Below are 14,104 nucleotides of genomic sequence, written 5' to 3' on the forward strand. Positions count from 1 at the left end.
AGCCGGGGTGATTTCCCCACTTACACGTTGAACACTTGTGAAGCGGCGTCCAGCCTTTTAACATGCACTACACTGTCTACGATAAGTCACTGGAATCAATACACTATGCTGGAACTGGCGAACCGCCGCATTGTGCTCGGCGTGACCGGCGGCATTGCTGCCTACAAGAGCGCTGAACTGATTCGCCGTCTCAAAGAGCTGGGGGCGGATGTACGTGCAGTAATGACCGCCGCTGCTCAGGAATTCATTACCCCCCTCACATTACAGGCGCTGTCAGGCAACCCGGTACACACCACCCTGCTGGATACCGAGGCCGAAGCGGCCATGGGCCATATCGAGCTGGCACGCTGGGGGGATCTGATTCTGGTGGCCCCCGCCAGTGCCGATTTTCTGGCCCGCATGGCCCACGGCCATGGCAACGACCTTCTCACTACCCTGTGCTTAGCCGCTCGCTGCCCCCTGGCAGTGGCCCCTGCCATGAATCAGGCCATGTGGGCGGCCCGCTCCAACCAGGACAACGTGGCGCTATTGCAGCAGCGCGGCGTCCACCTCTTTGGCCCTGCCGAGGGTGAACAGGCCTGCGGCGACGTGGGCCCCGGCCGTATGCTGGAACCGACCCAACTGGCCCAACTCACTGCCGACCTGTTCCCACGTCAGATCCTTACCGGCACCCGCGTTACCATTACGGCAGGCCCCACCCGCGAAGCCATCGACCCGGTGCGCTACATCAGCAACCACAGTTCCGGTAAGATGGGTTACGCCATTGCCGAAGCGGCCCGCGATGCCGGTGCCGAGGTCACCCTGATCAGCGGCCCGGTGAACCTGCCCACCCCTGAACGCGTTAAACGCATCGACGTGGTGAGCGCCCAGGACATGTATGCTGCCAGCATGAATGCCCTGATTCAGACCGATATATTTATCGCAACAGCCGCAGTGGCAGATTTTCGTGTGGAAAATTCACACAATCAGAAAATAAAAAAGCAGCATAATAGCAGCGGTGCCATGACACTCACCCTGGTGGAAAACCCCGACATCGTCGCCGCCGTAGCCAAACACAGCCCCAAGCCCTTTACCGTTGGATTCGCTGCGGAAACCCAGGATGTGGAAAACTACGCTCGCCAGAAAATCCAGCGCAAAGGCCTGGATATGATCGTTGCCAATGACGTAAGCCGCACGGATATCGGCTTTAACAGCGACCAGAACGCCGTCACAGTGATCTGGCCAGAGGGGCAACAGCCCCTGGAATTGGCCAGCAAGGCACAGATCGCCCGTGACCTTGTGACCCTCATCAGCGCACATTACAAAAAAGCTCGATAGCCTAAGCAGTGTTGGCCAGAACTGCTACGCTAATAATGACTTGGATAACAAAAATGGCCATGACCAAACTCTGAGCAGGACACTCCATGGTTAAGAAAGCAAAAAAGTCGCCCGCCGCCGCAGAGCCAACATCTGACGCGGAAACGACCAACCCGGACACCAGCAAGAAAGCCAAAAGCTCCATCAAATCCGGTCTTCTCGCCATCATGCTGCCCGCCATCGCGGGATCCGCCCTGGCAGTAGCCATCTGCGGCGCACTGCTGTTGTTCCTGGTGATACAGCCAAGTGCCAATCAGCAAATGTCCCTCTTCGGGGAAGCACAAGCCAAACAATACCTGAATGAACTGGTTCAGCTTGGCCGCAGCTATCAGGCTTCTGTACAGCAGGTAGCCAATAGTGCCCTGGTAAAAGACGCCATACTGGCCGACAACAGCGCCATAGAGCGCCGCCAGCAGCAACTAATGGAACTGTTCCCCGCAGCCAGTAACATTCACCTGTTCAAAAAGGGCAAGGCCGCAAAAGACCCAGACAGCGTCCCTCCCATCAGTTTTCCCCAATTGGACATGGTGGCCAAAGCCGAGAAAAAGAATAACGCTGCACCGGAAATCCATCAGCACGACAAGAAATCCTATCTGACCATAGTCAAAGCAATCCGCGAGCAGGACAAAACCCTGGGCACCCTGCTGGTGAGTTTTGAGCTCAGCGCTTTGCGCAAAAACATGTCCGGGCTGGATCCCAGCCTGGGTTATGTTGAAGTTATCCAGACCTTCTCCAACCAGCCTGTGGTGATGTACAGCAGCGGCAATGCACAGCACAAAACGGGGAACGGCTACGAAGCCAAGGGTGACATCCCACACTGGAGCGCCCGCTTCTATCCCGCCGCCGACACCAACGTTATCGCCAACAACAGCGCCATGGTGTGGGTGCTCGTGGGGCTGTCCGTGATTCTGGTATTGGGATTTTCCAGCGCCAGTTATTTCATGCTCAATCGCGCACTGCAAACCAACGCCATGGCGATGGCCGCTTTCTTCCAATCCCAACTCATGCGCGAAAAAACCAGCAAGCCCTTCACCCTGGGGATTTTCGCATCGCTGGCCCAAACCCTGTCCCGCCTGTTCGACGAATACGAAGTCAAACAGGCCAAGGTGCTGGCCAAAGCCAAGGCTGGAACCAAGTCGGCCGACGACAAGCCCATGCCTGACTTTGACCCCACCTACCGCAACAACGATGTGCTGGATCTGGATCTGGACAATGACGACGATGACCTGCTGAGTGCCGCAGCGGATATTGACGACAACCCGCTGGAACTGGATCAGATGGAAATAGCAGAGCCCGAACTGGCCAGCATAGACATCAAGGTATCTCCGCTGATTTTCAGAGCCTACGACATCCGCGGCATCGTCGGCGACACCATCGACCGTGACGTTGCCTATGCACTGGGTGCTGCCATCGGCAGCGAGGCCAAAGAGTGCGGGCAAGATGCCGTCATCGTGGCCCGTGATGGCCGTCACTCCAGCAGCGAGTTAGCCGAATCCCTGGCGGAAGGCCTCCAATCCACCGGCTGCGATGTCATCGATATCGGCATGGTGCCCACTCCCATCCTGTATTACGCCACCAAAACCCAGCGCACCCAGAGCGGCGTCATGGTCACTGGCAGCCACAACCCGGCGGACTACAACGGATTCAAAATCGTCATAAACGATGAAACTCTCTCCAAAGAGCGCATTCAAGGCCTGCGTAAACGGCTGGACGACGGCAAACTGGTCAAAGGACAGGGGCGTTACGAAGCGATCGACATCGCCCCAGAATACCTCGAGCGCATCTGCAGCGACGTCGTATTAGCCAAGCCCATGCGCATTGTGGTGGATACGGGCAATGGCGTGGCCGGCCCCCTCACCTGCCAATTGCTGGAATCACTGGGTTGCATGGTGACGCCACTTTACACCGACGTGGATGGGGATTTCCCTAACCACCACCCGGACCCCAGCGTCCCGGAGAACCTGGAAGACCTGATCCGCACCGTTCAGGCCGAAGGCGCTGAACTGGGACTTGCCCTGGACGGCGACGGCGATCGCCTGGGCCTGGTGACCGCCAGTGGCAAAATCATCTGGCCTGACCGCATGCTGATGCTGTACGCCCGCGACCTGTTGGCCCGCAACCCGGGGGCCGACGTGCTCTACGACGTAAAATGTACCCGTGATGTCGCCGAACTGGTGAGCAACCTCGGCGGCCGCGCCATCATGTGCGCCACCGGCCACTCCCTCATGAAAGCCAAGATGAAAGAAACCGGAGCCGTGGTGGGAGGTGAACTCTCAGGCCATATCTTCTTTAACGACCGCTGGTATGGCTTTGACGATGCCCTCTACAGCGCCGCCCGGTTACTGGAAATCCTCTCCATGGAGCCGTTCGAAGCGGAACAAGTATTCGAGGAATTCCCGGAAAAAGTCAGCACGCCCGAGCTTCACATCAAGGTTTCCGAGTCCACCAAGTTCAAAATAATGGAAAAACTGGAATCTCAGGGCAATTTTGCGGGCGGGAATCTGGTCAAAGTCGATGGAGTCAGGGTAGACTTCCCTGATAGCTGGGGGCTAATCCGCGCATCCAACACCACTCCGGTACTGGTTGCCCGCTTTGAGGGCGATACCGAAGCCGCGCTGGAAAACGTAAAATCCGTGTTTCGCGAGCAATTATTGGCCGTTGAACCCAGCCTGAACATCTCTTTCTAGTTATCAGACATTGACGTAAACACGTGGACGCCGGGCATATACTGTCCGGCGACAGGCATCATGACCCTTAGTAAAGACAAAGCACTGAACATTGCCCAGGTATTATCCGAAGCCCTGCCCTATATCCAGCGCTTCACCGGCAAGACCATCGTCATCAAGTTTGGCGGTAACGCCATGGAAACCGAAGAACTCACCAACAGCTTCGCCCGCGACATCGTGATGATGAAACTGGTGGGCATCAACCCGGTGGTGGTGCACGGTGGCGGTCCCCAGATCGGCGACCTGCTGAAAAAGATCGGCAAGCAGAGCGAATTCGTCGACGGTATGCGCGTCACCGACTCCGAAACCATGGACGTGGTGGAAATGGTCCTGGGCGGCCTGGTCAACAAAGACATCGTCAGCCTGATCAACAACAATGGTGGCAAAGCGGTGGGCCTGACCGGTAAAGACGGCCAAATGATCATGGCCAAAAAGCTGACCATCAGTCGCAACGCCCCAGGCATGAACGCGCCCGAGATCATCGACATCGGTCACGTAGGCGAAGTCGCCTCAGTCAACACCGACGTCATCAATATGCTGGTCAACAGTGACTTCATCCCGGTTATCGCGCCCATTGGCGTGGGCAAAGACGGCGCCTCATACAACATCAACGCCGACCTGGTGGCGGGTAAAGTAGCCGAAGCCCTGAAGGCTGAGAAGCTGATGCTGCTCACCAATATCGCCGGCTTAATGGATAAACAAGGGAAAGTGCTCACCGGCTTATCCCCCAAAGAAGTGGACGGACTCATCGAAGATGGCACCATATACGGAGGTATGCTGCCGAAAATCCAATGTGCCCTGGACGCAGTGAAAGCCGGCGTGACCAGCTCCCATATCATTGACGGACGTGTTCCTCACGCCGTACTGCTGGAGATCTTTACGGACGCAGGCGTAGGCACCCTGATCACCAGTGAGAATGTCTGATGGCCATCAGCGAACGTAAAGCGTCCCGTAAAGAACAGATCCTGCAGGCTCTGGCCCACATGCTGGAAGCCAGCCCCGGTGGCCGCATCACCACAGCGGCCCTGGCCAAAGAAGTCGGGGTTTCGGAAGCTGCCCTGTATCGCCACTTTCCCAGCAAAGCCAAGATGTTTGAAGGGCTGATCGAATTCATCGAAACCTCCCTGTTTTCCCGCATCACCCTGATTCTGAAAGAAGAGCCCGACAGCACCCAGCAGTGTGGACAGATTCTGCATCTGCTGCTGGCGTTCTCCGAAAAAAACCCCGGCATCACCCGCATCCTCACCGGCGATGCCATCACCGGTGAGACCGATCGCCTGCGCCAACGCGTCGTGCAATTATTCGATCGCATCGAAACCCAGTTAAAACAGATCCTGCGAGAAGCGGAGCTCAAAGAAGGCAAGCGCACCCAGTTAACAGCGGTGCAAAGCGCCAACCTGATGCTGTCGGCTGCGGAAGGTCGTATCTGTCAGTATGTGCGCTCCGGGTTTACCCGATCGCCGATTGAGAGTTGGGATGATCAATGGAAGCTGCTGTCGCTGAGTCTGTTCCGCGCCTGAAAACCTAGCGCCCTTCAAGGGCCTTTTGTTTCTGATCCTGCAAGTACTTAAGACGATCAATGTCCTCTTGATACGCCTTACGGATTACCAGTTTTTCCTGTTCTTTTTCTTCTATGGACTCTTCGGCCTGTTGGATCTGACGCGCAAAGCTATCCATTTTTTCCACCAGAAAATCCGGCACAGCCTGCCCTGCGCGCTCTTTTTCAGCAGCCTGCGACTGCGCCTGATTGTATTCGCCTTTTAGCTTCAGAATATTCCCCTTGGTGACACTGATGTACACCTCAAGGGCTTCGAGCTTGCGATCCCGCGCCCGCTCGGCGTCTTTTGGGCTGCTGAAGATGGAAAGCAGCTTTTTGTCACGTCGTGCCTGCTCGGCCTGCTGATGTTGACTGCGCTGCTCCACCTCCAATGCATCCAATTCCTCCGCTGTTAATGCCCGGGGCACCACCTTCACCACCAACCCGCGCTCGTTCAATACCTCATAACCCTTGTGCACTACATTGGGGGGTAAAGTCTGGGTGATCACCTTGTGACCTTCATCATTTTCATAACGATAGAAACTGATCGCCGCAACACTGTGACTGAACAGCACAGCAATCAGCAAAAGAATCAGGTTTTGCGGTTTTGACAACACGTTCTCGTCTATCTCCAACGTTTACTGGCTATATGAATACTGACTATAAGATTACTAAACTAAGTGTACATTTAGCGGCGCTGAATCCCGCAAACCGCCGTATTCCACTCACTGTGACCACTCAGATCCCGTTTTATTACACTGTAAACCAAATCAAACGCATTACAACGCTCTCACAACCCCACATCGCCCCGAATCAAAGACTTACCCTATTCATTCTAGACGCTGGTTTGCGCTCCATGACAATTCAAGCGCAATTATGGTTGTCATCCTAGCACCTGCTCACTGAACCGCAGCTTAACCCGTGCTTAACGGCAGGCAGTGCATGGCCTGGCCCAGCGTGTGGATTACCATTGTAGCTGTCACCGAAACCTAATTATCTTATAGTTGTATTGTAGATGCCTGTGGCCTGTATTTTTTGTGAACAGTGTCTATATTCAATGATGGCAGGATTCTAATTACAACGCCGCTGGCAACATTAGAGGTATTCCCTATGCAGCACCCATTCAATATTCTGTGTGTAGACGATGATCTAGGATTTCGGCGCTATTTAAGCAAGTCGCTGGACAGTAGCTTCGACGTAAAATTCTACGCTCTGGGTTTTGAATGTCTGGCCAAATGCCAACAATGGAACTACGACCTGATTTTGATCGACGCCACCTTGCCGGATATGGTGTCAGAGCAGCTGGTTGAAAAGCTGAAAGCCATGCCCGAAGCCGCCTCTATCCCCCTCGTTATTATTTCTTATAAAGATTCAGAAAAGGAACGTGCCCGCTTCGCCAAGTGTGGCTGCGATCATTTTCTCAGCAAAGTGGCCAGCCCGCAGGAAATCAAAGCCATGCTGGCCAACGCCATCAACGAAGCCGCCTGAACCGGCGGCTTCAGCTTGATCGAGCCAATTTAACCGGGTTGTGTGGGCGGGCAAACACACTCTCAAACAAACCCTGACATTGGCTCTTGTCCACTCGCTTCTGCTCCATCAGCCAGGACAGCATTAACAGCGCCGCCTGCTCCAGCGCTTCATCCTGCTTCTTGGCCAGCAACCCGTTAAGAGCCTGCTCCAGCACGCAACGGTCGTGAAACCCACCCAACAATTCCCCCAGCTGCTTAAGCTGTTTGATCAACGCCTTATCCCTTGGACGGGGCCCGGCCACTATCATCTGTAATTGATATAAGTAATATTTGGTCCACTTCCGACAACAATGATACACCTCGTCATCATCCGACGACTCCGCCTCATAGGCCAGCTTACGCGCTTTGCGATACGCAAACTCAACACCGCTCTCATAATCCGGGGCTTTCTTACCCTTGAGCGAATCCTTCCACAGCTGCTGGATGCGTTGCAATGCTGCAATCGGCTCAAGCGGCTCCGCCTTCACTGCTACCTGCTGCAGACGCGCCTCAAAACATCGCATCAGTGGCTGCATGTCCTGATCATTACTCTGTTGAAACACCTCCACCAGATGACACAGAGTTTCATATTGCGCCACGGCATCGCGCTGCCCTGACCAGGAATCGGCCAATGCCTTTATAGGGCGCTCCACCGCTTTAATCGTGGCTTTACTGGCCACCGGACGATACAGCTGCAACAGCGCCCGCAGCCGTTTGGTGCAGACCCGCAAGCGATGAACAAGGTGAGGAGGGAGCGACGTTAAAACCGCTGCATCAGAAGAAGCTGCCGTGGCAGCGGGTTGTGCCTCAGCCTCAAGGCTAGTGAGCAGCTTGCCAATTCGAAGTTTGGCGGACTTATACACTGGATCTGGCCGGGTACGGGATTGAGTCATCCGCCTATTGTACCCTAGCCAAACCCGTGAACAGGAGGCCTTTAACGTGACGTTTTAATGACAGCGCACCGGTACTGCCTACTGCACACCGTATTGATCGCGATAGGCTTTTACCTTGGGCAGGTGCTGCGCCAGCGAGCCCGAGGCCTGCTCCTCCATGTAGCGGATAAGCTGATTCAGATTGATGATGCTGATTACCGGTATACCGAAATCCCGCTCCACCTCTTGAATAGCCGACAACTCCGCTTTGCCCTTTTCCTGGCGATCCAGCGCCACCACCACACCAGCCGGTTTAGCGTCGGTTTGACCGATGATGTCCATCACCTCACGAATAGCCGTACCCGCGGTGATCACGTCATCCACAATCAGAACCTGACCTTGCAGCGGTGCACCGACCAGCGTGCCCCCTTCGCCATGGCCCTTGGCTTCCTTGCGGTTGAAGCACCAGGGCAGATCCCTGCCATGATTATCCGCCAGCGCAATAGCCGCTGCCGAGGCAATGGGAATACCTTTATAGGCCGGACCAAACAACACATCAAACGCCACACCGCTGTCGGCGATGGCCGCAGCGTAAAATCGGCCCAGCTTAGCCAACGCCAGGCCACTGTTAAACAGGCCTGCGTTAAAAAAGTAAGGGCTGTTGCGCCCCGATTTGAGGGTAAACTCCCCAAACCGCAGCACGTCCAGACTCAAGGCAAACTCAATAAAGTCACGCTGATAAGGCTTGATCATCGCTTACCACCCCAGCGCTTTCTGCTGCAGTGCAAACAACTCCTTGATGCCCTTGTCGGCCAAATCCATCATGGCGTCCATCTCTTCCCGCTTGAAGGGCTCAGCTTCTGCAGTGCCTTGCACTTCTACCATGCCACCGTGCTGGGTCATCACTACGTTCATGTCCGTTTCGGCTTTGGAATCTTCCGGGTAATCCAGATCCAATACAGGGGTGCCTTTGTACATACCCACTGAAACAGACGCAATCAGACGCAGCAGAGGGTCATTTTTGATCATATTTTTATTCAACATATGGGTAAGTGCGTCCACCATCGCCACACAACCACCGGTGATGGAAGCGGTACGGGTGCCGCCGTCCGCCTGAATCACATCGCAATCCACATAAATCGTGTTTTCACCCACCTTCTTCAAATCCACCGCAGCGCGCAAGGAGCGGGCAATCAGGCGTTGAATCTCAAGAGTGCGGCCACCCTGCTTGCCACGGGCCGCTTCTCGACCATTACGGGTGCCGGTGGCACGGGGCAACATGCCGTATTCAGCCGTTATCCAGCCCTGCCCCTTGCCTTTCAGAAAGCGCGGTACGCCCTCTTCCACACTGGCGGTACAAATCACCTTGGTATTGCCGAATTCCACCAGCACTGCACCTTCCGCGTGGCAGGTGTAGTCTCGGGTAATGTTCACGTCGCGCATTTGATCAGGTTGGCGTCCGCTGGGTCGCATGGTGTGGCTCCTTGACAATTCTGTGATCTTAAGGCCGCACAGTATACTCAAAAACCACGGCGAATTTGGAACAATTCTAACCCCGCCATTAGGAGGCTTTGGAAAAACTCGGTTAGAATGGTGCGCCATCCAACGGCCTGAACACAGGAGCAACACCCGATGATCCGCAGCATGACCGCCTTCAGTCGCAAAGAACACACCGCCAGCTGGGGCACCCTGTCCTGGGAACTGCGCTCCGTGAATCATCGCTATCTGGAACTTCACCCCCGCCTGCCCGACACCCTGCGCGACCTGGAGAACCCCGTACGCGAGGCCCTGCGCAACGCCCTAAGTCGAGGCAAAGTGGAATGCACACTGAAGATCAAGGCCGAAAACCTCGCCCCCACCAGCCTGCAGATCAACGAAACCTTCGTCAAACAACTGCTGGACGCCGCCCATCACCTGGGCAACCTAACCGGCGATAGCGGTACGCTGTCCATGGCCACCCTGCTGAACTGGCCCGGCGTGGTGACAACACCGGAAACAGACCAATCCGAAATCCAGTTGGCAGCCCAGACGCTGTTGCAAGAAGCCCTTACCGACTTCATCGCCAACCGTGAGCGGGAAGGCCAGGTATTGCACAACATCATCAGCGATCGCCTGGACAAGATCGAAGAACAAGTAGCGATCGTACGCACCAACCTGCCTGAGATCCTGCAGGCACAAAAAGCAAAACTGAAAGCTCGCCTGGAGGAGCTTACCGCCAACGTGGACATGGACAGGCTGGAACAAGAGATCGTGTATCTGGCCCAAAAAGCCGATGTCGACGAAGAGCTGGATCGGCTGGTAACCCACGTTAAAGAAGTTCGTCGCACCCTAAACAAAGGGGGCGCAGCAGGGCGCCGCCTGGACTTTTTAATGCAGGAACTGAATCGCGAAGCCAACACGTTGGGCTCCAAATCCATCAATACCCTCACCACCCAGGCCTCGGTAGAACTGAAAGTATTGATTGAGCAAATGCGGGAACAGATCCAGAACATAGAGTGATTGTCACGCCCCGTTTGCCCCACTCTCAACGCCTGTTTGAGCACCAAGTCAGACAGGCCTGGCACAACAGCTGATACAGCATAAAACCGGTTTGGCCTCTTCACGCTGCTAAAGCACCGTTTTCACACCTCTCTGCAAACCGGCCCGGTGGTAAGCTTTTGGCAACCTAATCACCACGAAACCACCATCATGATGAAATCCTTCCAACGCGGTATCGGACTGCTAATACTCTCTGCATTGCTGTTATTTTCCCACTCGGTCAGCGCGGGTCAGCACAGGCATCACACCCCCAAAACACCCCTTATATTTGTCCACGGCGGCGCGGGCTCTGCCTCACAGTTTGAATCCCAGGCCATGCGCCTCACCAGTAACGGCTACCCACAGAAACTGTTGTTCGCCCTGGAATACGATTCCTCATTCAGAATCGACACCGTGGACGCCGTGCATAACCGGCTAGATCAACTGATCAGCCGGGTACAGGCACAAACCGGTGCCTCGCAAGTGGATGTAATGGGGCATTCCTTGGGCACCTACGTATTGAACGGCTACCTCACCAGCAGCCCAGAACGGGCAGCCAATGTCGCCCATTACGTTAATCTGGACGGCTATTCTGCAGCAGCCGAACCAGGCGGAGTACCAACCCTGGCACTGTGGGCCGAAATCGGTGAAGGTGGTCATGTAGGTGGGGCAATGAATATAACCGTCGCCGGCCAAACCCACGTTGAAACCGCAACCTCCGCCGAGTCATTTGGCTACCTGTACGAATTTCTCACCGGCAAAAAACCCCGCTCCTCCACAATTCGCGCCAGCCGCCGCCCCTTTGTTTCCATCGCCGGTCGCGCGGTGCTGTTTCCCTACAATATCGGTGTAGACGGTGCCCGGGTCGAGGTATACGAGGTAGATGGTACCACCGGGCAGCGCCTGCGCAGCTTTCCCAAGGCCCGGTTTGAAATCGATAGCAGTGGCGAATGGGGGCCCTTTTTCGGCTGGGCCGGTGCTTATTACGAATTCGTCATTGTGCGGGAAGGGCAGGAACATCATATCTACAAGCAACCGTTCCTGCGGGATGATCATTTTGTACGCCTGCTCACCTCCGCCGTGGGTGGAGGCATCAGCGCCAACGTGGACTCTGCCCCCGAGCAATCCAACCTCATCATCAGCCGGGATAAGGAGTTCTGGGGTGAACGCCCGCTGCAAAACGACGTGCTCACCATCAACGGAATCAGCGTCATCAACGCCGCCAACAGCCCCTTCAGCAATCGCACCAACGTACTGTATTTCTTTGATCAGGGCAGCGACGGCGACAGTGATCTAAGCCAGCCCATTCCCTACTTTCACGGCCTGCCTTTTATTACCGGTAACGATCTGTTTATTCCTTCCAGCGACAAAGGAGACGACCGCATTCGCTTAACCCTGACGCCCCGTGGAGGTAATGGTGCACTGCAGGTGTTGAACGTACCCAACTGGCCCTCGCCAGAGCACCGCATCACCGTAATGTTCAACGATTTTGTGCAAGATGACAGCGTGCCACGTTAATCACGCCGCTTATTCGCTGGGCGCCACCACTACCCGGTTGCGCCCGGCTTTTTTGGCATCATACAGTGCTGCATCTGCCGCTCCGACCAACGCATCAATACCCTGATCCAAGCCCGGGCGCATCCCGGCAACCCCAATGCTGATGGTCATCACAATAGTGTGGCCTTCCCATTCTACCGGCGTCTCCGCCACTGCTTTGCGCACACGCTCTGCAACCACAGCTGCGCCCTGCAGGTCTGTGTTACTGAGCATCACCGCAAACTCCTCTCCACCATAGCGGGCCACGAAATCACCGCTACGGGACACATTGGATTGTAAAATATTCGCCAGATGTTTCAGCACAGCATCGCCGCCCAAATGGCCATACTTGTCGTTGATTCCCTTGAAATGATCACCGTCAATCATTAACAAACACATCGTTAACGTATCGCGCTTAGCCTTGCTCCACTCCTGCTCCATCCGCTGATCCAGAAACTTACGGTTTTTTACCTGCGTCAATCCGTCGGTCAAACTCATTTCCAACAGCTTCTGATTGGCTTCGGCCAGTTCGTTTGTGCGCTCAGCCACTCGCGCCTCTAACTGCTGATTAGCATCAGTTTGCACTTGCAAAAGTTGCGCTTGCGCTTCGTATCGCTTACGTCGCTCCATATTCATGCGATACGCTAACGCAAAGGAAAGCAGTAATCCCTCGGCTACTGCCCCGATCTGCTGGCCGTATTCAAACAGAAAGATACTGGGCAGCCAGCCAAAGTGACTAAAGGTAATGGTCACGCTTCCCGCCAACAGCAAAAACCAGGCAATCGTGTAAAACCTAGCCAGTACTTCACCGCGATACCAAAGATAGCTACCTGTGATGATGCCACAGGTGGCCCCGGTAACCGAGAACAGCGCGACCAGCTTGATGGTGACAATGTAGGGCAAAAACAAATTCAGCACAAAGCACACCAACCCTGCACCGCTGTGCCCCAGGAATATTGCCTTTACCCACCAGCTGAAACGCCCTAAGTTCAAAAACGAATAAGCAAACAGGCAGGCGGCAAAAATATTGGTGCTAATAGAGGCAACCAGCACCGGGTTATTGAGTTGTGGCCATTCCGGCCATGCATACTGCGCCAACACACCATGAAAACTCATCACTACAAAACTGATGGATATTACACTCAGCACATACCACAGATAGTTAAAATCACGGGTACCCAGCAACAGAAAAAAGTTATACAGCGCCAACGCCAGCATCAGTCCGGCAAATGCCAGTTGCGGTGCGATGGCAAGCTGGTCATATTCAAAAAAAGCTTTCAGACTCCATAATTCAAGTGGAAGCTTAAGAGCCCCATAGGATTCTGCCCGTATCAACAACAGTGCGTCCTCACCGGCCTTCAGCTCAACCGGTATCAGAAAGCTGCGGTGGGCCAGCGCTCGCTCGCTAAAGGGTCGCTGATCCCCTGTCTGTGCCAACAAACTGACTTCACCCGCTGCGACAAAATACACATCCAGCAGATCCAGCATGGTATAAGGCATCTCCAGCATACCCGCCTCGTCCTGCTGCCCGGAATTGACCAGACGAATAGCAAACCAATGAGGGGTCACCCCCAACCCCAGATTCGGAACAGCCTCAGCACTGCGCTGCCATTTTGACTGGCCTGCCAAAGCAACAAAGTCTGCAACAGAGGTGCGATCCTCTCCCTCTTCCAAATAAACAAGATTCTCATTTAGCACCAAATGACGGTCAAAGCCTGCAATGTCCACGCTCTGGACATCATGAATAGCATCCGCTTGAGCACCGCCAACCCACAGGCAAAGCAACAGAAAAATCAATTTACAGAACTTACCTTCGAACCACTTTGGCGGCATACCAAAATCCTAGCGAGAGCTCAGAGTCAATTTAAGGGCTGGTTATGTGGACATGACTTCCCCAGCCTACTTATCAAGCATAGCAGAGCATTTCCGACTGCCATTTCTGCTCTGCCTCATTGCGTCTTGACAGCATTAAGCTACGGGCAAACCTTAAAACGGCCCAAGTGAGGGGCTGCAGAAAGCTTAAAGCGCCAGCCTAGTTATTCTTAACACATC

At 54.8% G+C, this 14,104-nt stretch carries 12 protein-coding genes; 7 read left to right on the forward strand and 5 right to left on the reverse strand.

The annotated features are described in order from the left end of the window. Positions 1-105 precede the first annotated feature (105 nt). The 4 genes from coaBC to slmA all read left to right on the forward strand — a co-directional run bounded on the left by coaBC (position 106) and on the right by slmA (position 5,602). Entirely contained in the window at positions 106-1,317 is a 1,212-nt protein-coding gene (gene coaBC, locus Kalk_RS10255) for a bifunctional phosphopantothenoylcysteine decarboxylase/phosphopantothenate--cysteine ligase CoaBC (RefSeq protein ID WP_101894157.1), read from the forward strand. A gap of 86 nt (positions 1,318-1,403) precedes the next feature. Further along, the gene (locus Kalk_RS21695) at positions 1,404-4,043 is read left to right on the forward strand and encodes a phosphomannomutase/phosphoglucomutase (RefSeq protein ID WP_101894158.1); all 2,640 of its coding nucleotides are present in this window, start codon (positions 1,404-1,406) and stop codon (positions 4,041-4,043) included. A 60-nt stretch (positions 4,044-4,103) separates the two neighbouring features. Further along, a complete protein-coding gene (gene argB / locus Kalk_RS10265; RefSeq protein WP_101894159.1) occupies positions 4,104-5,006 on the forward strand; it encodes an acetylglutamate kinase in 903 nt (300 codons plus the stop codon). Beyond that, a complete protein-coding gene (slmA, locus tag Kalk_RS10270) occupies positions 5,006-5,602 on the forward strand; it encodes a nucleoid occlusion factor SlmA (RefSeq protein WP_101894160.1) in 597 nt (198 codons plus the stop codon). Before argB ends, slmA begins: the two co-directional genes overlap by 1 nt. A gap of 4 nt (positions 5,603-5,606) precedes the next feature. Here the strand turns inward: slmA and Kalk_RS10275 are convergent, their stop codons facing one another. Next, positions 5,607-6,233 carry a DUF4124 domain-containing protein gene (locus Kalk_RS10275; RefSeq protein WP_158643425.1) on the reverse strand — a complete coding sequence of 209 codons (627 nt, stop codon included), beginning with the start codon at positions 6,231-6,233 and terminating at the stop codon, positions 5,607-5,609. 496 nt (positions 6,234-6,729) lie between these two features. Between Kalk_RS10275 and Kalk_RS10280 the strand changes: the two genes are divergently transcribed. After that, positions 6,730-7,107, forward strand: a complete 378-nt coding sequence (locus Kalk_RS10280; RefSeq protein WP_101894162.1) for a response regulator — start codon at positions 6,730-6,732, stop codon at positions 7,105-7,107. A 10-nt stretch (positions 7,108-7,117) separates the two neighbouring features. Here Kalk_RS10280 and Kalk_RS10285 read toward each other — a convergent pair whose 3' ends face one another. The 3 genes from Kalk_RS10285 to rph form a co-directional block, all read right to left on the reverse strand. Next, positions 7,118-8,020 (reverse strand): CHAD domain-containing protein, encoded by a 903-nt coding sequence (locus tag Kalk_RS10285; RefSeq protein ID WP_101894163.1) that lies wholly within the window; start codon positions 8,018-8,020, stop codon positions 7,118-7,120. Positions 8,021-8,098: 78 nt separating this feature from the next. Then, positions 8,099-8,749, reverse strand: a complete 651-nt coding sequence (gene pyrE / locus Kalk_RS10290) for an orotate phosphoribosyltransferase (RefSeq protein WP_101896278.1) — start codon at positions 8,747-8,749, stop codon at positions 8,099-8,101. A 6-nt stretch (positions 8,750-8,755) separates the two neighbouring features. Beyond that, positions 8,756-9,472 carry a ribonuclease PH gene (gene rph / locus Kalk_RS10295; RefSeq protein ID WP_101894164.1) on the reverse strand — a complete coding sequence of 239 codons (717 nt, stop codon included), beginning with the start codon at positions 9,470-9,472 and terminating at the stop codon, positions 8,756-8,758. A 159-nt stretch (positions 9,473-9,631) separates the two neighbouring features. Here rph and Kalk_RS10300 point away from each other — a divergent pair, with 159 nt between their 5' ends. Next, on the forward strand, positions 9,632-10,498 hold the full coding sequence (locus Kalk_RS10300; RefSeq protein WP_101894165.1) for a YicC/YloC family endoribonuclease: 867 nt from the start codon (positions 9,632-9,634) through the stop codon (positions 10,496-10,498). Between the two features lie 189 nt (positions 10,499-10,687). Beyond that, positions 10,688-12,034, forward strand: a complete 1,347-nt coding sequence (locus tag Kalk_RS10305; protein WP_158643426.1) for an alpha/beta hydrolase — start codon at positions 10,688-10,690, stop codon at positions 12,032-12,034. Positions 12,035-12,043: 9 nt separating this feature from the next. Here the strand turns inward: Kalk_RS10305 and Kalk_RS10310 are convergent, their stop codons facing one another. Beyond that, a complete protein-coding gene (locus Kalk_RS10310; RefSeq protein WP_101894167.1) occupies positions 12,044-13,885 on the reverse strand; it encodes a sensor domain-containing diguanylate cyclase in 1,842 nt (613 codons plus the stop codon). Positions 13,886-14,104 lie beyond the last annotated feature (219 nt).

It is taken from the genome of Ketobacter alkanivorans, from assembly GCF_002863865.1.
In the GTDB taxonomy this organism is placed as follows: Bacteria; Pseudomonadota; Gammaproteobacteria; order Pseudomonadales; family Ketobacteraceae; genus Ketobacter; species Ketobacter alkanivorans.